Source organism: Brevibacterium sp. XM4083, assembly GCF_006489205.2.
Taxonomy (GTDB): domain Bacteria; phylum Actinomycetota; class Actinomycetes; order Actinomycetales; family Brevibacteriaceae; genus Brevibacterium.
Map to the genome: position 1 here is coordinate 179,700 of NZ_VFYR02000001.1, position 25,915 is coordinate 205,614.

The following is a 25,915-nucleotide window of genomic DNA, read 5'->3' on the forward strand; positions in this document are numbered from 1 at the left end:
CGACCGTGCCGGCGGTGGCTGGGCCCGCGGGCGCCGCATCCGCGCAGGGTCGGCGGGAGCCGCATCGGCAGGACCCGCAGTCGCGCCGGTGCTTGACCTTGACACGCTGTCAGGGTCTTGAGTGGGGAGTGAAGGAGGTGGATGACATGACCAGACAACCGACCCATCCACAGCTCACCCGGGCGCTGCGCTCGGGCCCGGCGCCGCAGCGGCTGCAGGCCGCGCTCGCCATCGGCACCGAGGCGGACGACGGCTTCCTCGAGGTTCTCATCGAACGCAGTCGCGCCGAGTCCGACTTCTTCGTCCGCGACATGCTCACGTGGGCCCTGACGCGGCTGTCGCCCGGCCCCGTCGTCGCCCGGCTCATCGCCGAACTCGAGTCGGAGACCCCGCAGGCCCGGAGTCAGGCCCTGCACACGCTGTCGAAGATCGGGGACCGCCGTGCCTGGGCGGCGATGGATCCTGCCGTCATCGGTGTCGATCTCATCGCTCATCCCGACGCCGAGGTGGCCCGCAGTGCGTGGAGGTCCGCGGTTGCGCTGGTGCCGGGTGAGAGTCGCCACGAACTGGCATCGTTCCTGGTCACACAGTTGGGGCGCGGTGATGTCGAGATGCAGAAGAGTCTGAGCAGAGCGCTGGTGTCCCTGGGTGAGGATGTCGTGTCAGTGGTGGATGGCAGTGTGGAGGCAGAGGAAGAAACAGTGCGGGCACACGCTCTGGCGACGGTCGAGATGTTCCATGACCCCGACGCCGGTTTCGCTCACGCCTTGAACGAGGCCAAGCGGGTGGTCGCACTGGGGTCCGAGGCGTCGGCATAGACCGATTTTGGGAAGGGTCGGTCGCCTGCGGGCGATACTGTGTGGGGCAAGCACGGTGTCGCCCGCGGAGCCGGCGGCTCGGACTCCTTCCTCCGATCGTCAGGTCTGCGCGTGGTGCCGCTGCGAGCAACGGCGCAGGTCCGACAACGGGTCGGCGGCACGAACCCGAAGAGCTGTCGAGGGGGTGGACTCGGCGGCCGCGAGCCCGTGTCCGCGAGCCCGTGTCTCTGACATTCTCTGCGTCTGAGGGGAAAGCGAGGTGCGGATGCGCATCGGTGAGGTGTCCCGGAGGTCGGGAGTGAGCGCTCGCATGCTCAGACACTACGAATCGCTCGGACTTCTCGCCCCGAGCGAGCGGACGTCGAGCGGCTACCGCGACTACTCCGCTGCCGACATCGGCCGCATCTTCCACATCGAGGGACTGCGGAAGCTGGGGATGTCGCTGTCCGACGTCGGCGCAGTCCTCGACGACCCCTCGTTCGGTGCCGGAGAGCTCGTCACCCGCCTCATCGCGGCAACGCGGTCCCGGATCGCCGCGGAACAGGCCCTCCTCGACCACCTCGAGCGGATCGACCGGGTCGGTCTCACCGATGGCGACGGTCTGCTGGCGGCGATCGACCTCATGCGCTCACTCGAATCCCGTGATGCCATCCAGCGCCACAAGGCCGCGCTCGGCGTCGGGGTCGACGGGGGAGTGCCCGTCGAGACCCTGGTCGCGGCGGTCCTCGACGAGTCCGTGCTCAATGTCGCCGGAGCCATGCGATGGGCGCTCGCGCAGTCGGCCCCCGCGGCCGTCCCGCACCTCATCGCCGGACTCGATTCGGCCGATGCCGCACGACGACGCAACGCCATCCGCGCCCTCGACGAGATCGCGAGGACCGCCTCGGCGGATGACCTCGGCACCGTCATCGCCGACGACCTCGTCGCGGCACTGCGCTCCGGCCTGACCGACGAGGACGCTCAGGTGAGGACTCTCGCGACCCTCGCCTTGGGCCGGCAGCGCGACCCGCTCGTCGCCTCTGCCCTCATGGACATGGCGATGGGAGATGACACCGACGTCGAGGCGGCTGAACTCCTCGGCGGCTACTACGGCGAGGACAGCCACGACTCGAGGAGCGCACCGGGCTCCGTGACCGGATGGATCATGGTCGAGCTGCACGAGCGCAGCGAATCCTCCGACCCGCATGAGCGCTTCCAGGTCCTCCACGTGCTCCTCGAGATCCCGGGACCGCTCAGCGACGGCCTCATCGCGCGGCTGAGCCGCGACATCGACCCGCGGATCGCTGCGACAGCTGACGCGGGACTGCGGCGACGTCGCACACAGTGAGGGCGAGCGAGCTCGGGGTCGCGATCGCACCCAGCGGCAGCGCACAGCCCGCCGACCGGTTGCGGGACGCACAGCCGGTCGGCGGGTCACCTCGGCGTCATCGGTATGCTTCCTTGTCTCCCGCAGCGGACGTGTGATCCCTACAATTGGCCCATGACGTCACACACCGCGGCACCGGATCCCACCCCCGGGACCCCCGACAGCCATGATCGGGGCAGGCGTCGGCAGCCATTCACCTTCCGCCGGAACAGACACACCGTCACCGGCATCCTCGACTATTTCTTCTTCCTCTTCGGCGGAGCCGCCTCGACGTTCCTCGCCATCCTCATCCTCATCAAGGGATTCAGCCTGGGTTGGTGGCAGCTGCTCACCCTCCTCGCCTTCTGGGTGGTCATCTCCTACCTCACCCTGCCGCGGCTGCACCGGATCCTCACGCAGATCTACGTTCCCAACTACTTCATCGGGCGGGCGCGGACGTCCGACGGCCTCCTCGGCGATCCCGTCAATCTCGCGTTCAAGGGCGACGAGGCGCAGATCCACCACGCGATGAAAGCGGCCGGCTGGACGCTGGCCGACGAGATCACCGCCGCCTCGACGTGGGGAATCATCAAATCGACGCTGACGAAGAAGAGCTATCCGGAGGCCCCGGTCTCCCCGCTGCTCCTCTTCGGGCGGAGACAGGACTTCGCCTACCAGCAGGAGGTCGACGGCGACCCGGGTCAGCGGCACCACGTCCGCTTCTGGAAGACGCCCAAAGGGTGGCTGCTGCCCGGCGGATATCAGGTCGGCTGGCTTGCCGCAGGCACGTATGACAAGAGCGTCGGCCTCTCGCTCTTCACGCTGCAGATCACCCACAAGATCGAAGAGAACACCGACGTCGAACGCGACTACATCGTCAAGACCGTGACCGAGGCCGAACCGTCGGTGACCGTCGACGTCATCAAGGACTTCTCCACCGGATACCACTCGCGCAACGGCGGCGGCGACGCGATCATCACCGACGGCAATCTGCCCATCCTCGATCTCGACAGCGTCACGACCGATTCCTCCGACTACCCCGATCGGCTCGACCTCGCGCTCGACGCCACACAGATCTACAACCAGTCGCACACGGTCTCCGACGTCGCCCGGACGCTGTGGAGCAAGCGCCCGCTGCAGACCCTCATCGGCGCCGCCCTCGTCCTCGTGCTCCTCATCTTCCAGGCCTGGGACGTCGCGAGCACCTTCACCGACTGGGGGAGCGTGCGCGCAGCGGTCGCCGGTGTCGAGGGCGACGCCGGCGGGCTCTCCGACGAGGAGGTCGCCCGGATCGTCGCCGGCATCCTCATCGGGATCAGCCTGCTCATCGGCATCATCCAGGTGATCGCGAGCATCGCCGTCTTCCGCGGCAGCAACCGCGCCCGGCTGTGGATCCTCGCGCTGTCGACGTTCTCCGTCATCGTCTCGATGACGAACTTCTTCACCGGCGACAGCGACGTCGAGACGAATTTCTACTCGCTCATGACGATCGCCCTGCAGGTCGGTGTCCTGCTCACGCTCTCCAGCGACTCCTCACGTCTCTTCACCCGCTTCAGCACCGAGGCGGCCCGAGCCGACCGGCAGGACCGCGCGATCGAGGACTGAGGCGAGGCCGCAGAGTAGTCTGAAAGCGGCTGCCGCTGCGGCAGACTCATCGACGAGAGGACGCCCATGACCGACTCCACGACATCCGCCGACGACTCCGTCTTCGACACGATCGACCCCGCGCTCAAGGTCGTCACTGCAGAGATCACCATCGATGCGCCCGCGGCCGAGGTCTTCGAACTCATCGCCGATCCCTCCCGGCAGCCGGACTGGGACGGCAACGACAACCTCGGCGAGGCGGCGCCCGGTCAGCGCATCACCGGCACCGGGGCCACGTTCATCACGACGCTGACGAAGGGCGTCGATCGGGAGAACCACGTCGTCGACTTCGAGGAGGGGCGGCGGATCGCGTGGAAGCCCGCCGAGGTGGGTCAGCCGATGCTCGGGCACGTCTGGAGATGGGAGCTCGAGCCGGCAGGTCAGGGTTCGGTGCTCGTGCGCCACACCTACGACTGGACGGAGCTGCGCGACCCGAAGCGGCTGCCGCGTGCGCAGTCGACGACGTCGGAGAGCCTGCGCGCTTCGCTCGAGAGGCTCAAGGCCCTCGCCGAGGCGTGACCGAGCTGGAGTGCTCGCGTGGCCGCGGCGATCCTATTTCGGCCAGGCGTCGGCGAGGCGGGTGAGGAGGTTCGCGAGAGTCTCCTTCTCCTCGTCGGTGAACGAGTCGAGAGCGACGTCGACGCTGGCCTTCTGCGCACCGAGGAAGCGGTTCGTGATCGCCCGGCCCTTGTCGGTGAGCGCGATGAGCGTGCGCCTGGCGTCGTCGGGGTCGGCCTCCCTGCGCAGGAGGTCGAGTTCGACGCCCTGCGCGACGAGGCGCGAAGCGCGAGGCTGATCGACGCCGATCGCCTCGCCGAGGGCGCTGACGCCGATCGCGTGCCCCACCTGGGCGAGGGCGATGAGCAGACGCAGCTGGGCGCGCCCGCCGAGGCGACCGCCCAGGCGGCGTGCCCACTCCCGCCACTCGTCGCGTCCGACGGCCTCCCCGTGACCGGAGCCGTCCGTGTCGGTCAAGTGGCTGCCGAACGGTCCGTCCTTGCCGAAGGGACCGCTGTCACCGAACGGTCCGCCGTCGCCGAAGGGACCGTTCTCGCCGAAGAGCCCGTCCTTGCCGAATGGTCCGCCGTGCTGTCGGCCATGGCGGCCGCCGGGACCTCCCGAGCGTCGGCCAGGTCCGCCGGGGCCCGCGAATCCGCGGAAGCCGCGCCTCCATTGGAGCTTGGTGAGCGCCTCGGCGATCTTGTCGGTGGTGTCCATGCCTCGATTTTACATGTCCCTTGACATGCTTTGGGAATACATGTGACTATACATATACATGTCAGATAACAAGTAAAGGAGATGACATGTCCACCCCACACAACTTTGACAATGACAATGACCGTGACGACCGCCGTGAGACCGAGGGCACCGAGGCGGCAGGCACCGCCCGTGACGACCGACGCGACACCGACAGCACCGAGGCGGCACGCACACGCCGCGCGCGTGGTGAGGCCGACACCTCGGGGGCCAATGCCGCCGAGCCAGGTGAGGCCGACTCGTCCGAAGCGGACGCCGCCGAGCCCGGTGAGGCGAACGTCGTCGACGGTACGAACGTCGACGCGGTTGATCGGCCCATCGACCACGAGGTGAGCGACGAGGTGCCGCAGCTCGCCGATCTTCTTCGACAGGTCGGCAGAACCCTGCGGCGGGATTTCTTCTCGGCGATGGACGACGCCGACATCGATCCGCGCGACGTTGCGGATCTGCGGAGACGGGCGCGGCGCAATCGGCGCACCGACGACATCGTGGCCGGTGATCCCTGGCTCGATGATGCCGCGGAGTCCGAGTCCGCCGCTGAGGCCACACGCGAAGCCGAGATCCGTGCCCAGGTCCGCGCGCTGCGTGACCGTGTCAACGCGCGCGTCGAGGAGGTCCTCAGTGATGAGGAGGTCGCGGCCATGATCGCGACGCTGACGAAGATCGTCGACGAACTCCGCCCCGACGAGGAGGACATCCGCGAGGTCCGCGACCGCATGCGCGAATTCGCCCGCCGTCGCGGCTTCGACTCCTCGCGCGGCTTCGATCCCTCGCGCGGCTTCGATCCCTCACGGGGTTTCGGGCCGAGTCGGGGCTTCGGCGGCCACGGGCGGCGCAGCCGTGGTGGGCGCGACGGTTTCGGGCCCGGCGCCGACCGCAGCCGTCCGGGTGACCGTGGCGGAGCGCGCGGACGCGGAGGCTCCGACTCGGGGTGCGGCCCCGACGTCGACTGGGACCCCCGCGAGTTCTTCGCACAGTTCGTCCGCGGCGCGCGCGGCGAGCGCGGCCGAGGACGCGACGGTGCCTACGAACGGGGCTTCGCCGACGGGTTCGAGAAGGGCTTCGAAGCCGGCAAGCGTCGCGACGACTGACCTCGCTCAGACCGGCCCGGCGGTCTGCGGAAGCTCCACGGCGATTGTGCGCCATGTCGAGGGTGATATCTGCGCGATTCTCACCCTCGATGTGGCGCACAATCTGAACCGCCGCCCTCAACGCGGCGCAGATTCCCGGCCGCCGCCCTCAACCTGGCGCACAATCGAGCCGCCGCGCTGCATCATGGCCTCGACCTCGACGAGCAGGCCCATGCCCTCCACCGGGCGCACCCCGCCACTACCGGCAGCCCCGGCGCACTCGAAAAACCCGGCGCGCTCGATCAGCCCCGCCACCACCGGCAGCCCGGCGCGCTCGATCAGCTGCGGCGCAGCACGGCCTCGAGGTCGTCGAGCACGGTGCGGTCCTCGATCGTCGAGGGCACAGCGGGGTTCTCGGCGCCGTCGGCCATCTCGCGCATCGTCTTGCGCAGGATCTTGCCCGACCTGGTCTTCGGCAGCGCGGAGACGATGTCGACCTCGCGGAATGCGGCGACCGGCCCGATCTCCCGGCGCACCATCGCGACGAGCTCGGACTTGATCTCCTCCGCATCGACCGCCTCGGCGGAATCACCGAGGACGACGAGCGCCCGCGGACTCTGCCCCTTCGTGTCATCGTGGACGCCGATGACCGCCGCCTCGGTGACGGCCGGGTGGGAGGCGATGACGGCCTCCATCACTCCCGTCGAGAGCCGGTGGCCGGCGACGTTGATGACATCGTCGGTGCGGCCCATGACGAAGACGTACCCGTCCTCGTCGAGGTAGCCGGAGTCGCCGGTGAGGTAGTAGCCGTCGAATGCGGCGAGGTACGAGGAGACGAACCGCGAATCGTCGCCCCATACCGTCGCCATCGTCCCCGGTGGCAGGGGCAGCTTCATGACGATGAGCCCCTCCTGGCCAGCGGGCACCGGGACGCCGCCGGGGTCGACGACCTCGATCTGATAGCCGGGCACCGGCTTCGTCGGGGAGCCCGGCTTGAGGGGGAACTGCGTGAGGCCGAGCGGGTTCGCCGCGATCGGCCACCCCGTCTCCGTCTGCCACCAGTTGTCGACGACGGGGATGTCACGACCGGTCGCCTCGGCGAGCTTCGACGTCGTCCATTCGTACGTGTCCGGGTCGAGCCGCTCACCGGCGAGGAACGACGCCCGCAGGGAGGAGAGGTCGTACTTCCTCATCAGCGCCCCGTCGGGATCCTCCTTGCGGACGACGCGCATCGCCGTCGGCGCCGTGAAGTGGACGTTGACGTCATGGTCGTCGATGATGCGGAAGAACGTGCCCGCGTCCGGGGTGCCGATCGGCTTGCCCTCGAAGAGCACCGAGGTGACCCCGGCGAGCAGCGGACCGTAGACGATGTAGGAGTGCCCGACGACCCACCCCACGTCCGAGGCGGTGAACATCGTGTCGCCGGGAGCGAGGCCGAAGATGTTCGGCATCGAGTAGGCCAGGGCGACCGCGTAGCCGCCCGAGTCGCGGACGATGCCCTTGGGCTTGCCCGTCGTGCCCGAGGTGTAGAGGACGTAGAGCTCGTCGGTCGACTTCACAGTCACCGGGGCGATGCCCTCGGGAGTGGAGGCCAGGAGCTCGGCGTAGTCGAGGTCGGTCTCACCCATCTCGGCCTGGTGCTCGGGACGCTGGACGATGACGGTGAACTCGGGTTTCGCCTCGGCGATGGCGATCGCCTCGTCGAGCATCGGCTTGTATTCGAGGACCCGGCCGCGCTCGACGCCCGCCGAGGTGGAGATCACCGCCTTCGGTGCGGTGTCGTCGATGCGCACGGCGAGTTCGGCCGGGGCGAACCCGCCGAAGACGACGGAGTGGATCGCCCCGAGCCGCGCACACGCGAGCATCGCGACGGCCGCCTCGGGGATCATCGGCATGTAGATGACGACGCGGTCGCCCTTCTCAACGCCCCGGTCGGAGAGGGCGCGCGCGAAACGGGAGACCTCGTCGAGCAGCTGCGCGTACGTGATCGTGCGGACCGTGTCGGTGACGGGCGAGTCGTAGACGATCGCGGCCTGATCGCCGCGGCCGGCGGCGACGTGGCGGTCGAGCGCGTTGTAGGCGACGTTGAGTTCGCCGTCGGGGAACCAGCGGTAGATCGGGGCGTTCGAGTCGTCGACGGCTTCGGTCGGCTCCTTCACCCAGTCGATGAGCTCCGTGGCCTGCGTGAGCCAGAAGGCGCCCGGGTCCTGCGAGATCTCTGCGATGACGTCATCGTATTTCGCGTTCATGTCCCCATTGTGACGCATGGCACATCGAGGCGCCGAGGCGGGGCGTGCGAACCGTGACCTGCGACCTCCCTCATCTGCTCAGACTCACGGGGCACAATGGGGAGATGCGCTATCTCGTTGCTCTCATCCTCGGCGTCGCCGTGCTCTTCGTCGTCAACATCGTCACCGACGTCTTCTCGATGCCCCGCCCGTGGGGGTCGCTCATCATGGGCGGCATCGTCGGGGTGACGATGGTCGTCGTCCTCCTCATCTGGGAGGCGGTGCGGCCGAGCCAGCACGCCGAGACCGCGAAGCCGAAGCTCAGCGAGGAGGAGCGCGCGCAGGCCCGTGCGGAGCGTCGTGCCCAGCTCGCCGCCGAGGCGGGGGTGAGCCTCGACGGCTACGACGCAGCCGTGGAGGAGTCCGAGGACATCGAACAGCTGAAGAAGGAGACGGGCAGCGAAGGCGACGGAGAGCTGCCTGCGGAGGCCGATGGACAGCGGCCGGTGGACGCCGGCGGCGAGCCGCCTGCCGACGCCGATGGTCAGCGGACCGCGGACGCAGACGGCGAACGGCCTGCCGACGCCGACGGACAGCAGCCTGCGGGCGCCGATGGGGACGAGAGCGCCGAGGGCCGGACGGACGCGGATGGCCGGGTCACCAGCGACGCGAGCTCACCGGGTCGCGCGGGTGCTGCGGCAGCAGGCGCCTCTGGTGCCGTCTCGGCCGACCGCGCAGATCGTGCCGACGGTGCGGATGCGGCGCAGGCAGGCGACGAGAATGACGGCGACTCCGGTGACCATGCCCACGAAGAATCAGCGACGAGTTCATCCCTCGAGGCTCCGCCCGTCGGACAGCCGGGGATCTCCTCGAGCGCTCTCGACGACGAAGCCGATGCCCGCGACGCCGAGGGCTCCGGCTCCGGCTACCGAGGCGAGGAATCGAGCTCGTATGAGGGCGAGGACTCCGGCGACTATCACGGTGAGAACCCACGCGAGTCCCGTTGAACGGGCGGCGACTGTGAATGATGTTGCGCCGCGAGGGCGCGCCGACTCGATGCCGGCTCCGCCTCAGCGGCTGACGAGAGCGAGGAGATCGTCGACGGCGCGGTCCCTCGTCGTCAGCACGATCTGCGGCCAGCGTTCCCCGGGCGTCGGCTCCTCATCGGCGATGAGGTGCGAACGCAGGCCCAGCCACCGTCGCCAATGCCTGGCGAAGGCGGGACCGCGGACGATGCGCGACCGCTTCTTCTGACCGCGCAGCGCCACATCGCGATCGACGTCGATGAACACGCCGATGGCCGGGCGCCGACTCAGCCGCGCCAGCCGCAGGAACAGCCGCCTGCTCCACCGGCGGGTGCCCGGGTCGTGGACGATGAGCGGGGGACCGCCTCGGCGGAGGATCCGGAAGAGCGCGAGCACGTGCGCGATCGTGTGGACGATCGGACGCCCCAGCGTGTACGGCAGCCAGGGGGCGAGGCGACGCAGCCCGTCGCGCACGGTCTCCGGATCGGAGACTCGCAGCCACGGCGCTCGCCGTCGGACCTCCTTGAGCGTCTCCGTCTTGCCCGCGCCGGGAACGCCTGCGAGCAGGATCACCGGTGACGGGGCGGTCGGAGTCATGGACCCATTGTGCAGTCGTCACCTGTGACGCGGATTCGAGCCGATGCCGCCACCAGGACACACTGCACGCCGGTGCCACGGTCCGGTGCCACGGTCCGGTGCTAGGACCCGTGCGGCGCCGGAGCTGCGTCGCCCCTACGCGTCGGCGCCGACCTGCTCCGCGCCGGTGCCGTCCTGCTCCGCGCCGGTGCCAAGGCCTACCCGCCGGTGCCGTCCCCGCTGGGTTCGGCTCAGGCGCGGGCGGCATCCTCGTGCTCGACGGCGCCCACCTGCGCACAGTGCGCGGCGAGGAGGTCGAGGCCCTCTTCGATGCTCACGCGCGGCGTCCAGTCCAGCACCTCCTGCGTCCGGCGCTGGTCGAACCAGTGCGCGGTCGAGAGCTGTTCGGCGAGGAATCGGGTGAGCGGAGGTTCGTCGTCGTGGTCGGACAGGTCCCACACCCGCTCGACGAGCGATCCGGCGACCAGCGCCGGTGCCACCGGAATCCGCAGCCGCGGCTCCGTCGCCCCGCCGGCGATCGCGATCTGCGACATCAGCTCGCCGATCGGACGCGGCTGGCCGTTCGTGACGACGAGCGCCTCCCCGTGCGTGACATCGACGGCCGTCAGCGCAGCGACGATCGCCTCGACGGCATTGTCGACGAAGAGCGTGTCGACGAGCGCGGCCCCCGACCCGAGCACCGGCATCCGGCCCGCCCGGGCCCGGTCGATGACGCGCTCGGTCAGCTGCGCGTCACCGGGACCCCACATGAGGTGCGGCCGGAGGACGAGGACCCGGAAGTCCTCGGCATCGGCAGCCAGCGCGAGCCGTTCCCCGGCGGCCTTCGTCCGGGCGTACTCGCCGCGGGCATGGTCGGGGGAGGCCGGGCCGGCGCCGTCGCCGACGATCGACTCGCCGGTGTGCGCCACCGACGGTGACGAGATGTGGACGAACCGCGTCACTCCCGCCGCCTGGGCCGCAGAGATGAGCGTCCGAGTGCCCCCGATGTTGACGCCCGCGAACTCGCTCGGGTCACCGGTCAGCGACACCTTAGCGGCGAGGTGGATGACCGCATCGGCCCCGGCGACCGCCTCGGCGACGGCATTCGGATCGGTCACCGTGCCCAGCACATCACGGGCACCGTCGACCCCCGAGGGCCGCCGCTGGAGCGTCGTCACCGCGTGACCGGAGGCGACGAGGGTGCGGGCCACGGACGAGCCGAGCAGGCCCGAGGCTCCGGTGACGGTGATCTTCATGAGGCTCCTCAGGTCGGTGGTCGCAGACTGCCGGGCGGCCGCACTCACACGCGGCGGGGAACGCCGTCGCCGGTGAGCACGCGATCGGCCCAAGCGGCCAGCCGCGACCGGTCGATCTTAGAATTGTGGCGGATGTCGGTGGGGAACGTCGGGGCGACGAGCACGGCCGCGAGATCCTGGCCGTCGACCTCGGCGACCCGGGCGCGCAGCCGGGCGGAGAGGTCGAGCGGAGCGAGCCCCGGTGACAGCGGCGTCCCCTCCGCGTCGAGCACGGCGACGAGCGCCTGTGTCCCCTCCGGGCCGACCCCGACGACGGCGCTGCGGCTGACCTCGGGGTCCGTGTCGATGAGCGCTTCGAGCCCGCCGGGACCCACCGGCCCGCGCGGAGTCGTCACGACGTGCTGCAGCCGTCCCTCGAGCCACACCCGACCGACGTCGTCGATGTGCCCGATGTCGTTCGTCCGATGCCACGTCCGCCCGCCGAGGCCATCGCGCGCCGCCTGCGCAGACGTGCGCCAGAGATTGTCGTACCCGGACTTCAGGTGGGCGGCACTGACGACGAACTCGCCGAGGCGGCCCCGCGCAGCCGTGCCCGTGAGCAGCTCATCGGCGGAGTTCCCCGCGTCGTCGATCGGGGCCAGTGCGAGCTCGACCCCGTCGATCGGGGTGCCCACGCACACGCCGAGGTCGCCCCCGGCGGCCGCTGCGGCCACCCCCTCACGGTCGATGTCGGTGAGGAGGAGTCCCTCCGTCATCCCGTACGGCGAGTGGATCGCGGCCGCGGGGAACACCTCGGCGATCGCGTCCATGAGATCGAGCGGGACGGGAGCGCCGGCGGAGAGGACGAGCTCGACCTGTGCGCACGCCGCCCGCTGCTCGGCGTTGAGGTCGCCCGCGGTGGCGGCGACGTTGCGGTAGGCGGCGGGGGAGGCGAAGACCATCGTCGCATCCCCGGCGATGATCGCTTCGGCGATCGCGGCCGCGGTGAGCGTCTTCGGCTTCGTCACGGACATGTCCGGCGTCACCGAGGTGGCCCCGATCGCCGGTCCGAGCAGGGCGAACGGCGGGAAACCCGCAACGAGACCCGTGCCCTCCCGCACGTCGAAGACCCGGGTGAGGACGGCGGCCAGCGCTGCGATGTCCGCGTGCGTGTAGCGCACGCCCTTCGCCGGACCCGTCGACCCGGAGGTGAAGAGGATCGCGGCGTCGTCCGCGCCGGTCGGCGTCGGCAGGGCACCGGTGTGCGGGGTGCGCGCGAGCTCGGTGAGGCTCGTCTCGGTGCGGAAGAGCCGGCGCTGCAGCGGGCCGAGCGGGGAGACGGAAATCCGGCGCCCGGGCCACCCGAACGCCCGGGCGAGGCCGAGTCCGGGCAGCTCCCCGATGATCCACTGCGGATCCGCCGAGGTGACGGCCCGCGTCATGCCGCGCGGGCCGAGTCCGGCGTCGGCGACGACGGCGACCGCGCCGATCTTCAGGCACGCGTAGAGCGCGGCGGTGAGGTTGTTGCCCGGCGGCACGAGCAGCGACACCCGGTCGCCGGGTCGCACGTCGAGATCGCGCAGGCCGTGCGCGATGCTCGTCGTGACATGCCACAGCTGCCGCCACGAGATCTGCTGAGCCGGCTCCTGCGAGAAGTCCACCGAGGCGATCGTCTCGTCGTCGGCCCGCGCGTCGAGGATCGCGGTGACCGGACGCGGGGTGGATGCCGTGTCCGGTGTCGCCTCGGGCGCCGGTGTCGTTTCCGAGGCCGTCGGGAACTGCGCGGCGAGCCAGTCGAGGACGAGCCCGGGCACGTCGTAGTCCTCGCTGACGAGGTGCGAGCCGAGCTCGAAGCGGTGGACGTCGGCCTGCGGGAGGCGTCCCCGGAGGTCGCGGAGGTAGCGCTCGAGGAACACCGGGTCCTTCGGCCCCCACACGAGGAGCGCGGGACGGTCGAAGGCGGCGATGTCCGCCCCGATGCGCTGCAGCTCGGCATGCGAGGGATGGCGCTCGTCGACGGGGATGTCGGCGACGAACCCGCCGATCCCGTGCCGCAGCGACGCGGACTCGTAGGGCGCGCGGAAGGCCGCGCGGACCTCGGGGGAGAGCTCGCCGAGGCGCAGAGTGACCCGGAGGAAGCCGTCGGTGACGACGGTGGCCGTCGGCAGCATGGGCCCGGCGAGGGTGGCCCGCAGCGGGGCCGGGATCGGTGCGTCCTCAGGCTGGTGGACGGCGGTGTTGAGGCTGATCGCGGCCGCGACCCGGTCGGTGTTGCGGGCCGCCCACCCGAGCGAGAGGACCCCGCCCCAGTCATGGCCGATCGTCACGACGGGATGCTGTGGCCCCGCCTGGACGGGATGCTGTGGCCCCGCCACGGCGACGTCAGCTGCGGAACTGCCGGCCGCCTCGGCGAGGAGGGTCGTGACGACGGCATCGAAATCGGCGATGCGCTGGGAGATGCGGCGCACCTCGGGGCCGTGCGGGGTCGGCAACCCGTCGTGGGTGAGACGCTCGGAGAACCCCATGTCGAGCTGGTCGGGGGCGATGAGCCGCCACGCGCGCCCGCCGGAGAGCGCGGAGTCGACGGTGGCCGCGGCGAGCCGGCGCCACAGATACGACCACGTCGGGTTGCCGTGGAGGGCGAGGATCGTCCCGGTCGGTTCGATCCCCTCGGCGCGCAGGGCCTCCAGGGTGTCGAGGACGTGGAACGCATGCTCGCCGTCGCCCGTGTCGACGTCGACGATCCGGGACCACACGGGATCCCACTCGGGCAGCGTCGGAGGAAGGAGTGCCGGCCGGCCGGGGTGGTTCATCGACGTCCTACCACTCGATCTCGGTCATTGCGGTGTTGAGTCCGGAGCCGACGCCCATGCAGAGGATGCGGTCACCCTTCTCCAGCGAGTCGACCTCACGGCTGAGCGTGATCGGCAGGGACGCCGGTCCGACGTTGCCGAGCTCGGGGTACGTCACCGGGATCCGCTCGGGGTCGAGGCCGGCGGCCTTCGTGATCGAGTTCGTGTGGACGTCGGAGACCTGGTGCATGACGTAGCGGTCCATGTTCCGCCAGTCCCAGCCGTCCTCGTGGGCTTCCTCCCACGCGGCGACGACGAGCTCCATGCCGCCGGCGAGCAGTCCCTTCGTGTCGGTGAACATCCCGTTGTGGTCGCCCACGCAGAGTTCGTGGTGCTGGGTGGCGGCACGGGTAATCCCGCCGAGGATGCGGTGGCCTTCGGGATGCCGATCCGCGGGGCCGATGACGGCCGCGGCCGCCCCGGAGCCGAGCGTGAGCGAGGCGAACTCGTTGAGGTACTCCTCGCGGGTGATGCCGTCGCGGGTGAGCCGACGCAGGGTCGCCTCCTGGACTCGTGAGGCGTCCTCCCCGGCGACGACGAGGGCGTATTCGATCTGCCCGGCGTCGATCATGTTCGCGGCCAGGGTCATCCCGTTGACGAAGCCGAGGCACGCGTTGGCGATGTCGAAGTTCATCGCCTGCGGCCCGAGGCCGATGCCGGCGTGGACGCCGACGGCCACCGAGGGCTCGAGGTGCTCGCGGGTGACGGAGGTGTTGACCATGAGCCCGATCGCATCCGGCTCGACACCCGCCTCGGCGAGGGCCTTCCTGCCGGCGGCCACGGCCCCGGCGACGAACTCGGCCGGCTGATCCCAGTTGCGGCGGGCGTCAACGCCTGCCACGCGCTGGAGGAGTCCGGTCGGGAGTCCGAGGGTGGTCAGAGTATCGGCGAGGCGCTCGTCGAATTCGTGGGAGGTCACTACGTTGGGGGCGATGATCTCGGCCAGACCGAGAAGAGCCACATTCGAGTGACGGAAAGTTGCGTTGCCGTTCGCCAATTGAGGTTCTCATCCCTTTTCGGGTCGTTCGTCGACGTCTGCGCCCGCCGTCCTGGCGGGCAGGGCGGGCGGAGGAAGTTCGGGGACTATCCTAGCGCGCGGTGTCTGAGACTGTGCTCAGTGCCGTCGCGGCGCGGTTCCGGGGCTGTGTGCTGGGGCTGCGTGCTGGGCCGCCGCGCACCTGGTCTGCCGCCCCAGGCACCTGGGCTCCCGGGGCTGTGTGCGGCTCAGCGCGTGAACCACGTGAACCCGTCGTAGAGCAGGCCGGTCGCGGCGAGGACCGCGATGCCGGCGAGCACGATCGAGGTCACGGTGTGCGAGACCTTCGAGGACTGGAAGCGCTCGGCGCGCGAGTACGCCATCGGTCGATCGGTGACGTTGTGGCCGAACTGCGCGAAGATCCGCCAGTCCATGACGTCGATGAGGGACTTCGCGGCGAGCGTGAAGACGATGATCGCACCGATGGCCATGAAGAGGAGGAAGACGAAGCCGAGGAAGCCGTACGTCTGGAAGAACGTGACGACGCGGTCGCCGATCGCGGTGATGAAGCCGGAGAACCCCTCGCCCAGCGGCAGCGGATCGAGGGAGTCCATGATCGAGTTGAGGGTCATCCGGTCGCGTTCGGTGCGGCTGGCCCCGATGTACATGACGAGAGCGGCGGCGAGGGCGACGCCGAGGTTGATGATCGTGATCGTCGAATTGTCCGGCCAGAAGTCGAGGTTCCTGATCGTGTACGTCGAGGCCAGCGCCACGCAGATGATCGCACCGACGAGCGCGCCGACCGTGGCGGGCAGCAGGAGGTTGTTGAAGAAGACGAACGCGATGGCCGCGAGCAGACCCGCGCCGAGGATGTACGTGAAGACCGCGAGCGTGTCGCCGTTGCCGGCCGTCGCCGCCCGCCGGTTCTGCGCGATCATCTGACCGGAGTGGGCGATGTTCTGCGTGAGCTCGGCGGTCGTCGCCTTCTCATCGACCTCGGTCGTCGACATCACCCGGGTCTCGGCCTCGTCGGCGCTGTAGGCGCGCATGTCCCGGCGCCGCTGCTGCGTCGGCGGCTGGCCCGGCTGGCCGTAGCCGGGCTGGGCGTATCCCTGCTGGTCATAGCCGGGCTGGCCCGGCTGCCCGTAACCCGGCTGCCCGGGCTGCGCTCCGCCGGGGCCGCGGTGCTCAGGCGCCGGGTACCACTTGCCGACCTTCGCGGCGAGCACGTAGATGAAGATCACGACGATGGCCGCGAGGACTCCGATCGAGAGGTTGGCGCCGATCTCGGCCATAGGCTCCTCCTTGCAGGGCGGACGGTGGATTGGACAACAGTGGTCTTGTCCCATTCTATTGGCATCCCGCGCGCGGTCCTGCGACCCGGCGCTCCCGAGATCCGGCGTTCCTGTGACTCTGCCGTGCAACCGCCCGGACTTCACCTGTCATGGGTAAGCTGGCTGCAGAGCACTCGCGACGCTCACCTGCCGGCCTTCGAAGGAGAATCCCGATGAGCAATGCCCAGGCCTTCTCGACCGCGGCCATGCCGCTCGACGAGCAGCTCGTCCTCGTCACCGGGGCCGGCCGTGGCCTGGGGGCGGCGATCGCGAAGGCGTTCGCCCACGTCGGCTCCGCGGTCGTCGTCAACTACCGCTATTCCGCGGATGCCGCGGAGGAGCTCGCCGAGGCGATCCGGGCTCGCGGCGGACGTGCGGCGGCGCTCGAGGCCGATGTCACCGATGACCGTGCCGTCGATGCGATGTTCGACGGCGCTCACACCGAGTTCGGGATGCCCGTGTCCACCGTCGTCAACAGTGCGCTCATGGACTATACGTTCGACGTCGAGGGGCGGCAGCCGGCGGACGAGATCGACTTCGCCGACCTCTCCGCGCAGTTCCGCGGCACCGTCGGTTCGGCGATGAACACGGTTCAGGCGGCGATGAGCGGGTTCCGGGAGATCGGCTCGGGGCGGGTCATCAACATCGGCTCGAACCTCGTCCAGAACCCGGTGGTGCCGTACCACGACTACACCGCGGCGAAGGCGGCGCTGCTGGCGCTGACCCGGACGTTCGCGCGAGACCTCGGGCCGCTCGGGGTGCGAGTCAACATGGTCTCGGGCGGTCTCCTGCGGACCACGGACGCGTCGGCGGCGACGACGGAGGAGGTCTTCGACCGGATCGCTGAGGCCAGTGCGCTCGGGCATGTGACGACTCCGGAGGAGTTCGCCTCGGCGGTGGTCTTCTTCGCCTCCCCGGACTCCCGCGCGGTGACCGGACAGAACCTCATCGTCGACAACGGGTATGTCATGAGCTGACACCCCATTCCCAGTTGAGCCTCGCTATGCTGGAGCGATAGTTGAGGCGGTGACCTGCGGGAATCGTGCTGCCTGGGCGGTGGAGTCGAGGGCGATTTCCAAAGGAGAGGGACCGATGACGGACGACGGGCCGAGCCTGGCCATCAGCCTGCGTGCGGTGATGTCCCGGCTGACTCCGGCGGAGAAGAAGATCGCACGCGCCGTCCTGGCCGCCTACCCGTTCGCCGGGCTCGAGCCGATCGCCGACCTCGCGCACGCCGCCGGTGTCAGCGGACCTTCGGTCGTGCGGTTCGCCCGCACGCTCGGCTTCAGCGGGTACCGGGAGTTCCAGGACGCCCTCAAGGCGGAGATGCGCGAGCGCGAGGAGTCGAACCTCTCGCAGGCGCTCGCCCCGGGGGAGGGGGCGGAGTTCGATGCGGCGCGGACGGCGTTCCACGCGGGCATCGATGAGACCTTCGACTCGGTCATCGGCGACGAGCTCGAGCGCACCGTCGAACTCCTCGCCCAACCCAAGCGCAGCGTCGCCCTCGTCGGCGCGACGTACACGGCCCACATCGCCGACATCTTCCACGCGCAGCTCGGCTCGGTGCGTTCGGGGGTCGTTCGGGTGCACGCGAATCCGCTGCTCGCGGCCGCTGATCTCCTCGACCTCAAACGCGGCGACATCCTCGTCGTCCTCGATGTCCGGCGCTATGATCCGGCGATCACCGAGGTGGTGCGGATCGGGAAGGAACTCGGCCTCACCGTCGTCGTCTTCACCGACCTGTGGCTCTCCCCGGCGGCGTCGCTGGCAGATCGGGTGCTCACTGCCGAGGTCCGGGCGGCAGGTCCGGCCGACACCCTCGCTCCGATGCTCGCGCTCGTCGAGACGGTGAGCGAGCTCGTCGCCGCCGAGCTGGGGGAGGCCGCGGTCGACCGCCTCAGCCGGATCGATCCGCTGCGGCTGCGGCTGAGCAGGGGAGCGGGCTGGCTGTGACGGGCAGACTGCTCAGCTCACCGGTCTCGTCCCGGAGCGGCGGACCCGCGGCCGCTGTCCGCGTCGACGCTTCGGCTCACCGGCGTCGTCCCGGGTGGCGTCGCCGGCCGAAGGGGACGCTCGGGAACCCGGTCGGGATCGCGTAGGGCCGTTCGCCGGTGCTGCCGGTGGTCGTGTGCCCGCTTCCGGATCCGCCGAGGCTGCCCGATCCGCCGTCCATCGCCCGGTAGGGGGCCGATCTGTCGGGGACGGGTGGGGTGACCGGGATCCCGGAGGCCGGGGTGCCGATGATGGGGAGGTCACCAGTCCCGCTGTCGGTCATCGCGACCACCGGCAAGAGGGATGTCGGCGCTGTGTCGCGGAGACACGGGGAGCGTCGGGGTCGTGGGGTGCCGTCCGAGTACGTCGAGGGGTGAACGCGCGCCGAGGCGGGAGGTCGGGCTGCGTCCGCCGACGGCTGCTGGTCGGAGCCGTCGGATCGGGGCGGGTGCTGGTCATGGGGATCCGTTCGCAGAGGTGGGCGCCGGAGGGGAGCGGCGAAGTTCGCCTGGTGCGCGATGCTCGCAGCGTGGGGTGGTCGCTGCCAGCCGGTGCGCATCGGAGTGCTGGCGATGAGGGAGCTCCGCCGTCTCGTCCTCGCAGGAGGAGTCAGACGGTCGGGGCATCGCAGCCTGAGCCGGGGAATCGAGTGCACGGAGGTGACCGTGCATCACGGATTCCGAAGGTCGCTCACCGGTATGGAATTTTCATTCCAGAGTAGAACATTGCGTGCCGAATGTAACCCCACTTTTAGAAGATTTTTCAATGACGTCATCGATGAGGCGGGCTTGTCAGGTGTGCTTGCCCGTATCGGAAACCGTCGCGAGAGGGCTCTGACGCGGCATGCAGGGCATCGCGGGCGCCGGCTGAGGGCGCGGTGGGCGAGCGGGTCGAGCTGCTGTCGACTCAGCTTGTGAAGTCGGCGAGGAAGCGGTCGGCACGGGCGAGGAGAAGGGCGGCGCTCTCGGGCTCGAAGTCCGGTGATTCGGGGTCGCTGAAGAGGTGTGAGCTGCCCGGGTAGAGGAAGGACTCGGCCGGTGCCCCGGCAGCGGCGGCGGATTCCATGAGCGTCTCCGCGAGGCCCGGCGTGCGCCATTCGTCCTCGACGGCGAAGTGGATCTGCACGGGCACCTGCGGCTGCCAGCGGGTTCGGGAGGGGAAGCCGCCGCCGTGGAAGAGGAGGGCCCCGCGGGCGCGGGAATCGTTCTTGCCCATCTGCTGGGCGACGCTCGCTCCGAGCGAGAGCCCTGCGAACACGAGCGGCCCGGTCAGCGCGCTGGTGAGTTCGGTGACGCGGTCGACCAGCGCCCGGAACCCGACGTCCCGGGAATGGGCCACCCCCGCCTCGGCGCTGGTGAAGGTCTGCCCCGCGTAGAAGTCGGGGGTGTGGACCTCGTGTCCCCGGCTGCGGAACTCGTCGGCGATGCGGCCGATGCCGGGAGTGAGCCCGAACGCGGAGTGGAGGAGGACGATGCGGCTCATGGCGGTGTCCTGCCTGGTCAGCGACTCTGGCCGCGGGCGATGTGGAAGGTGTCCGCGCGGGCGGTGGCCCAGTCGGCGGCCCAGTCCTCGGGGGCGCCGTTGAGCAGTTCGCCGGGTTCGAGCCAGTCGTAGAGGCGGGCGTAGGACCAGGATTCGGTCGGGGAGAGGTTGCGGCGGAGCATCGTCGGTTCGAGTTCGCTGGGATGGGCCGCGCCCATCGAGGCCATGAGGCGGACCGCCTCGGCGACGGTGCCGTCGTGGTAGTTGCGCACGCGTTCGGCCTTGTCGGGGACGTAGATCGCGCGAGCGCGGCGGGCATCCTGCGTGGCGACGCCGACGGGGCACTTGCCGGTGTGGCACTCCTGGGCCTGGATGCAGCCGACGGCCATCATCATGGCGCGGGCCGAGTTCGTGAAGTCGGCGCCCTGGATGAGGCGCTTGACGATGTCGGAGCCGCTCGCGACCTTGCCGGAGGCGCCGATCTTGATCTGGTCGCGCAGCCCCGCGCCGACGAGCGCATTGTGGACGATCATCAGGCCCTGGGTGAGGGGGAGGCCGACGTTGTCCTCGAACTCCAGGGGTGCGGCGCCCGTGCCGCCCTCGGAGCCGTCGACGATGATGAAGTCGGGGGTGATCCCGGTTTCGAGCATCGCCTTGCAGATCGCGAGGAACTCGGTGCGGGAGCCGACGCAGAGCTTGAAGCCGGCGGGTTTGCCGCCGGAGAGCTCGCGCATCTTCGCGATGAACCGCAGCAGCTCGATCGGGGTCGAGAAGACGCGGTGATTCGGCGGGCTGATGCACGTCTGACCGACGGGCACGTCGCGGATCTTCGCGATCTCCTCGGTGACCTTCTTGCCGGGGAGGACGCCGCCGAGGCCGGGCTTGGCCCCCTGGGAGAGCTTGAGCGAGGTCATCTTGACCTGCGGGTCCTGGGCCTTCGCGGCGAACTTGTCGGGGTCGAAGTCGCCGTCGGGGGTGCGGGCGCCGAAGTATCCGGTGCCGAGCTCCCAGATGAGGTCGCCGCCGAACTCCTGGTGGTACGGGGAGATCGAGCCCTCGCCGGTGTCCTGGGCGAAGCCGCCCATCGCCGCGCCCTTGTTGAGCGCGCGCACGGCGTTGTCGCTGAGTGAGCCGAAGCTCATCGCGGAGACGTTGAGCAGAGAGATGTCATAGGGCTGAGTGCAGTCCTTGCCGCCCACCCGGATCCGCGGCGGGGTGGGGGAGTTGGGCAGCGGGGTCGTCGAGTGCATGAGCGCTTCGTAGCCGGTGCGGTCGACGTCGTGCTCGGTGCCGAAGGCGTGCTCGGAGAGGATGCCCTTCGACCGTTCGTAGATCGTCGTGCGGGCGTCGCGGCTGAAGGGTCGGCCGTCCCAGTTCCGTTCGATGAAGTACTGCTGGATCTCCGGTCGGATCGACTCGAGGAGGAAGCGCGCGTGTCCCGCGATCGGGTAGTTGCGCAGGATCGAGTGCTTCTTCTGCGTGACGTCCCACGCGGCGAGTGCCCCGAGTCCGACCGCCGAGGCGGCTGCGGCGATCCGCGCGACGCGCTGTCCCGTGGTCTCACCGGTGACCAAGCGAACGATGGGGAGCTGACCTTTCATTGCGCCTCCTTGGGTTGCGCGTCTTCGCAGGCACCGAGGCGGCGGTGCGCGACGGTGGTCCCTGCGCGGACTGACGGTGCCGCGGGAACTGACGGCTCTGTGCAGAACTATCGGCTCTGTGCGGAACTGATGGTGCTGTGGGTACTGATGGGTCGGTGCGGATCTGACGGCTCTGTGCGGGCGGCGAGCCGCGCGGAGAAGCGCGGACGACGTGTACAGGTGTGCCTCCAGCCGAGCCTAGACTGCCGGGACTGAGATTTCAGGAAAGGGCCACCTGAGTTTTCGTGAACCCTGGGAGATACCAGGGAGATATCAGCGTTCGGGTGGGTGTTCGGACGTGGTGGCGGGGTGGGTGTTCGAGGTGGGTGGTGGGGTGGCTGATCGGAGGTCGGTGGTGGGGTGGGTGTTCGGATGTGGTGGCCTGGTGGGTGCAACCGCGAGTCGGTGGTGACGGGGAGTCTGGGATGGATGTGGCGTCCGGAGATGGACGAGGCCGGGACCGGATAGCTCGGAGTTCAGGGGCGGGGCGGTCGGCGCAGCGAACCAGGGATGGTCGCGGTGGCCTGAGGGTGGGCGTGATCGCGGTCGGAGTGGAGTGGGGCAGCTGTGTCGGGTGAGGTTGCTGCGAGTTCGATGATTTCTCGACCGTGCACGTCCGTGACCAGCGACTTCTGCTGTCAGGCGAAAATCGATGAGTGAATGAATTCATTGCGAGAAAAAGATCGAATAAATTAGGAACAGACTATTGTGAATATCACACTCGCGGAGTAGAATCAGAGCAACAACGATGAGCGTTGGCGAACGGATCAGGAGTCATGACACTCACCCCGGACAGGCAGAACCACGGGAACGGCGACCGTCCCCGCACGTCGCCTGCGGGGAAGCGGGGCTCCACGTCGAAGCGACCGGGTTCATCGGGACCGGGTTCATCCGGACCGGGTTCATCCGGACCGGGTTCATCCGGACCGGGTTCATCCGGACCGGGTTCATCCGGACCAGGGCCATCCGCAGGCGGTTCGAGCCGACCGGCCGGAACTCCGGAATCGCTGTTCGACCAGCTCAGGGATGCCGGACTCGACCTCAGCGGCAGCGTCCACGCCGAACTCTTCGAGGAGATCCCGGCAGTACCGGAGGCTGAGAGTCCGGTACTGCCTGGAACTTCGACCGCTGAGACTTCGACCGAGGAGACTCAGGCCGAGGAAGCCCCTGGCGACGAGGAGACTCAGGGTGCGGAGGTGCCATTCGAGGGGAATCCGGTCGGCGAGGTTCCCGTCATTGACGCTCGCATCGACGCGGCCCAGATCGACAGGGCTCAAAGTGGCGCAACTCCGGACGAGGAGGCCTCCGGCGTTGACGAGTCCGATGACTCTCGCGGCGACGAAGAGCCCGATGACTCTCCCTGTGCCCACGATCCCGACGACTACGGTCGTCGCCGGAGCGAAGCGCTGGCGGCCGACGTCTCGGCACTGTCGGTCGACGACGACGCGTTCGACCCCGGGCCGGCCGATGATGACCCGGCTGCGGCGGTCGCCGCCATGCCGGACACGAGGAAGCTGAGCCGGCATCCGCTGCTCACCGATGCGGCCTGGTCCCGCCTGTCCGAGTTCGCGCCCGAAGTCCTCGACAGCATCACGAACCTGACCAGGCTCGAAAGCGAAGTCCGCACCTTCGAACGGCCGGTCGGCCCCGACGACGCAGTGATCCTCGCCGATGCCCTCGAAGCGATCAACCGCGTCAACGCCTCGCTCAACGCCGTCACCCTCGCCATCTTCCAGCGAGTCGGAGTGCCCACGGACTTCGGAGCGAAGACGACGAAAGCACTCGTCAAGGATCGTTTGGGGCTGTCGGATCAGGAGGCCTATCGACGCACCGAGGCGGCGAACAACCTCGGCGGACGCGTCGACCTCTCCGGTCAGCCGATGCCGCCGCTGGCACCCAAGGCCGCAGACGGCCTCCACGAGGGAGTCCTGTCGGCGAACCAGGCCGCGGTCATCGCCGAATGCATGAAACGACTGCCCGCGTGGGTGAGCGCCGAACTGCGGGCCGAGACCGAAGAGCGACTGGTCAAGGAAGCGCCCAACGTCCGCGTCTCCGACCTGCGCGAGATCTTCCAGCGCATGCTCGACATCATCGACCCCGACGGCAAAGAGCCGTCCGAGGGGCGCGACCGGTCGGACTACTCGGTTCATCTCCGCGCCCGCCGCAACGGTGACTGGGAGCTGTCAGGTCGGCTCGACCCGATCACCGGCGGCCTGCTCAACGGCCTGCTGACGTCGAGGATCGAGTCATGCCGGACAGCCGGCGAGCAGGGCGGCGCGGAAGCGGCAGGCGGCCAAGGCGATGCCGGCAACGGGTTCGCCGGCACCGAGGCGGTCGCTGAAGAATCACCCAGCCCCTTCGATGTCCTCGACGCGGTGCTCTCGGGCGACCGGCACGATGCGCCGCTCTTCGCTCAGGATGGCACCGGCCAGCGACTTCCGGGCACGGGCACCAGTGCCGACGCTTCAGGCGGAACAGCGGCGATGGCAGGTCACGACGGTGCGGACGGCAGCGCCTATGGAATGCGCCGCGACGGCACGACGGTGAGCACGGTCGACGCCCAGCCCTCCGCTCGCCGGTGGATCTACGAACGATTCGCCTCCCTGATCGGAAAGATCGAGATGAATCGCCCGAATTCGGGAGCGAGGTACTCACTCGTCGTCACGGCGAAGGCCGAAGACCTCGCCTCGAGAACCGGTCAGGGCAAGACCGGCACCGAGAATCCGGTGCCGATGTCCGAACTCACCTCCTCCGGACTCAACGGCAGAGTGTTCTTCCACCTCATGAGCGACTCGGCCAAGACGGTGCAGGTCGCCACCGAGAAGCGCTTCGCCGACGAGAAGCAGACGGCGATCATCACGGCGAGAGACATGGGGTGCACCTTCCCCGGCTGCGATGCACCGCCGGGGTGGTGCGAAGTCCACCACATCGTGCCGTGGATCGACAAAGGCATCACCGACATCAACAACCTCACACTGGCCTGCGGAGCACACCACCATCTCATCGACAGATCGGATTGGCATGCGGTGATGCTCACCAGCGGCCAACCGGCGTGGGTGCCTCCTGCCTCGATCGACCCGGAGCGACGACCCATCCTCCATGCGAAGTTCGTCGCCCAGGGGATCATCGACACGCTCTTCGACGGCTGAGCGGTCACGGGTTCGCTCTGCGGAACGGTTTGAGCCATCCCGTCGTGCAGGCATACCGTGAGGACCATGAGCACCGGTGAGCCGAACGCGACGAGCAACCGGCGCACCATCGTCGCAGTGTTCCTTGCCGGCATCTCGGTCTTCCTCGTCCTCTACGAAACCCAGGGCCTCATCCCCGCCATCCGCGAGGCGTACTCGATCGACACCCCGACCGCGAGCCTCACGGTCTCGGCGACGAACGTCGCCATGGCGTGCTTCCTCATCCCGTTCTCACTGCTCGCCTCCCGGATCGGCCACGCCCGGCAGATCGTCGGCGGCGTCATCCTCGCCGCGGTCCTCGCCCTCATCCTGCCGTTCACCCCCAACCCCGAACTGCTCATCACCGTCCGCTTCCTCCAAGGCGTGGCGATCGCCTCGGTGCCGGCCACCGCGATGGCCTACCTGTCCCTGCGGCTTCCGCCCTCGGCCCTGCCCGGCGCGATCGGCGTCTACATCGCCGGGAACACGATCGGCGGCCTGTGCTCCCGTCTGCTCACCGGACTCGCCGCCGAGGTCCTCGGCTGGCACGGCGGCCTCGCCTTCACCGCAGCGGTCGCCCTCGCCATCGGACTCATCGTCGTCTGGCTCCTCCGCCGCGACATGGCCCGGAGCGACACGACCCCGAGCGCCACTGCACAGAGCGACACGACCCCGAGCGACACTGCACAGAGCGATACCGCTTCACCGCCTTGGCGAATCCCAAGCGGACTGTGGGGCATCTACCTCACCGGGTTCCTCTGCATGATCGTCTTCGGCGGCTCCTTCACGATGCTCGGCTCCCGACTCCAACAGGACCCGTGGAACCTCAGCGAGGGCACCGTCGCGCTCTTCTTCCTCATCTACCTCGTCGGCACCGTCGTGACGACGTACTACGGTCGCCTCGCCCTGACCTTCACGCGCCGTCGCCTCACGCTCATCGGCATGGTCACCGCGATTATCGGCGCCTGCCTCACCCTCGTCGACTCGCTCCCGCTCATCATCATCGGCATGTCGCTGCTCACCGGCGGCTTCTTCCTCGGTCACACCGGCGCCTCGGCGGCCGCGAGCACCGCCCGACCCGGCGTCGACACCACGCGGTCCTCCGCCATCTACCTCACCGTCTACTATCTCGGCACGAGCCTCGGCGCCTGGCTCTCCGCCGTGCTCTTCACCGATTTCGCGTGGCCGGGCGTCGTCGGGATGTGCCTGACGTCCCTGGTCGCCGTGATCGTGCTCACCCTTGTAGGGTTCAGACAACGCCAGTGAAAGGATCC

At 69.3% G+C, this 25,915-nt stretch carries 20 protein-coding genes; 10 read left to right on the forward strand and 10 right to left on the reverse strand.

Annotated features, from left to right (window positions below; translation table 11 throughout):
- Positions 1-146: 146 nt before the first annotated feature.
- The 4 genes from FJ887_RS00805 to FJ887_RS00820 all read left to right on the forward strand — a co-directional run bounded on the left by FJ887_RS00805 (position 147) and on the right by FJ887_RS00820 (position 4,326).
- Positions 147-818 carry a HEAT repeat domain-containing protein gene (locus FJ887_RS00805; protein ID WP_140954859.1) on the forward strand — a complete coding sequence of 224 codons (672 nt, stop codon included), beginning with the start codon at positions 147-149 and terminating at the stop codon, positions 816-818.
- 265 nt (positions 819-1,083) lie between these two features.
- Positions 1,084-2,145, forward strand: a complete 1,062-nt coding sequence (locus tag FJ887_RS00810; RefSeq protein WP_140954858.1) for a MerR family transcriptional regulator — start codon at positions 1,084-1,086, stop codon at positions 2,143-2,145.
- 153 nt (positions 2,146-2,298) lie between these two features.
- Complete coding sequence (locus FJ887_RS00815; protein WP_140954857.1) at positions 2,299-3,768, forward strand: LssY C-terminal domain-containing protein; 1,470 nt, start codon at positions 2,299-2,301, stop codon at positions 3,766-3,768.
- A gap of 66 nt (positions 3,769-3,834) precedes the next feature.
- Positions 3,835-4,326 carry an SRPBCC family protein gene (locus FJ887_RS00820; protein ID WP_140954856.1) on the forward strand — a complete coding sequence of 164 codons (492 nt, stop codon included), beginning with the start codon at positions 3,835-3,837 and terminating at the stop codon, positions 4,324-4,326.
- Positions 4,327-4,359: 33 nt separating this feature from the next.
- Here FJ887_RS00820 and FJ887_RS00825 read toward each other — a convergent pair whose 3' ends face one another.
- Positions 4,360-5,025: a MarR family winged helix-turn-helix transcriptional regulator gene (locus tag FJ887_RS00825; RefSeq protein ID WP_250786140.1), complete on the reverse strand. Its 666-nt coding sequence runs from the start codon at positions 5,023-5,025 to the stop codon at positions 4,360-4,362.
- Between the two features lie 86 nt (positions 5,026-5,111).
- On the opposite strand from FJ887_RS00825, the gene FJ887_RS00830 reads away from it, so the two are divergent.
- Entirely contained in the window at positions 5,112-6,155 is a 1,044-nt protein-coding gene (locus FJ887_RS00830) for a hypothetical protein (protein ID WP_140954855.1), read from the forward strand.
- Between the two features lie 317 nt (positions 6,156-6,472).
- Here the strand turns inward: FJ887_RS00830 and FJ887_RS00835 are convergent, their stop codons facing one another.
- Positions 6,473-8,383 (reverse strand): acetate--CoA ligase, encoded by a 1,911-nt coding sequence (locus FJ887_RS00835; protein ID WP_140954854.1) that lies wholly within the window; start codon positions 8,381-8,383, stop codon positions 6,473-6,475.
- A 104-nt stretch (positions 8,384-8,487) separates the two neighbouring features.
- Here FJ887_RS00835 and FJ887_RS00840 point away from each other — a divergent pair, with 104 nt between their 5' ends.
- The gene (locus FJ887_RS00840) at positions 8,488-9,369 is read left to right on the forward strand and encodes a hypothetical protein (RefSeq protein WP_140954853.1); all 882 of its coding nucleotides are present in this window, start codon (positions 8,488-8,490) and stop codon (positions 9,367-9,369) included.
- A gap of 63 nt (positions 9,370-9,432) precedes the next feature.
- Here FJ887_RS00840 and FJ887_RS00845 read toward each other — a convergent pair whose 3' ends face one another.
- The 5 genes from FJ887_RS00845 to FJ887_RS00865 all read right to left on the reverse strand — a co-directional run bounded on the left by FJ887_RS00845 (position 9,433) and on the right by FJ887_RS00865 (position 16,321).
- Positions 9,433-9,984, reverse strand: coding sequence for an AAA family ATPase (locus FJ887_RS00845; protein ID WP_140954852.1), 552 nt, complete (start codon positions 9,982-9,984; stop codon positions 9,433-9,435).
- A 230-nt stretch (positions 9,985-10,214) separates the two neighbouring features.
- Entirely contained in the window at positions 10,215-11,219 is a 1,005-nt protein-coding gene (locus tag FJ887_RS00850) for an NAD-dependent epimerase/dehydratase family protein (protein WP_140954851.1), read from the reverse strand.
- A 44-nt stretch (positions 11,220-11,263) separates the two neighbouring features.
- Entirely contained in the window at positions 11,264-14,011 is a 2,748-nt protein-coding gene (locus FJ887_RS00855) for an alpha/beta fold hydrolase (RefSeq protein WP_140954850.1), read from the reverse strand.
- A 7-nt stretch (positions 14,012-14,018) separates the two neighbouring features.
- Complete coding sequence (locus tag FJ887_RS00860; protein ID WP_140954849.1) at positions 14,019-15,047, reverse strand: 3-oxoacyl-ACP synthase III; 1,029 nt, start codon at positions 15,045-15,047, stop codon at positions 14,019-14,021.
- A 227-nt stretch (positions 15,048-15,274) separates the two neighbouring features.
- Positions 15,275-16,321, reverse strand: a complete 1,047-nt coding sequence (locus FJ887_RS00865) for a hypothetical protein (RefSeq protein ID WP_140954848.1) — start codon at positions 16,319-16,321, stop codon at positions 15,275-15,277.
- Between the two features lie 212 nt (positions 16,322-16,533).
- Here FJ887_RS00865 and FJ887_RS00870 point away from each other — a divergent pair, with 212 nt between their 5' ends.
- Entirely contained in the window at positions 16,534-17,337 is an 804-nt protein-coding gene (locus FJ887_RS00870) for a 3-oxoacyl-ACP reductase (protein ID WP_219993819.1), read from the forward strand.
- A gap of 115 nt (positions 17,338-17,452) precedes the next feature.
- The gene (locus FJ887_RS00875) at positions 17,453-18,313 is read left to right on the forward strand and encodes a MurR/RpiR family transcriptional regulator (RefSeq protein ID WP_140954847.1); all 861 of its coding nucleotides are present in this window, start codon (positions 17,453-17,455) and stop codon (positions 18,311-18,313) included.
- Positions 18,314-18,389: 76 nt separating this feature from the next.
- Here the strand turns inward: FJ887_RS00875 and FJ887_RS00880 are convergent, their stop codons facing one another.
- The 3 genes from FJ887_RS00880 to FJ887_RS00890 all read right to left on the reverse strand — a co-directional run bounded on the left by FJ887_RS00880 (position 18,390) and on the right by FJ887_RS00890 (position 21,435).
- Positions 18,390-18,635, reverse strand: coding sequence for a hypothetical protein (locus FJ887_RS00880; protein ID WP_140954846.1), 246 nt, complete (start codon positions 18,633-18,635; stop codon positions 18,390-18,392).
- A 623-nt stretch (positions 18,636-19,258) separates the two neighbouring features.
- Complete coding sequence (locus FJ887_RS00885) at positions 19,259-19,834, reverse strand: dienelactone hydrolase family protein (protein WP_140954845.1); 576 nt, start codon at positions 19,832-19,834, stop codon at positions 19,259-19,261.
- Positions 19,835-19,851: 17 nt separating this feature from the next.
- A complete protein-coding gene (locus FJ887_RS00890; RefSeq protein WP_140954844.1) occupies positions 19,852-21,435 on the reverse strand; it encodes an FMN-binding glutamate synthase family protein in 1,584 nt (527 codons plus the stop codon).
- A 1,235-nt stretch (positions 21,436-22,670) separates the two neighbouring features.
- On the opposite strand from FJ887_RS00890, the gene FJ887_RS00895 reads away from it, so the two are divergent.
- Positions 22,671-24,623 (forward strand): HNH endonuclease signature motif containing protein, encoded by a 1,953-nt coding sequence (locus tag FJ887_RS00895; protein ID WP_249356859.1) that lies wholly within the window; start codon positions 22,671-22,673, stop codon positions 24,621-24,623.
- 66 nt (positions 24,624-24,689) lie between these two features.
- Positions 24,690-25,907 (forward strand): MFS transporter, encoded by a 1,218-nt coding sequence (locus FJ887_RS00900; protein WP_140954843.1) that lies wholly within the window; start codon positions 24,690-24,692, stop codon positions 25,905-25,907.
- Positions 25,908-25,915: the final 8 nt, after the last annotated feature.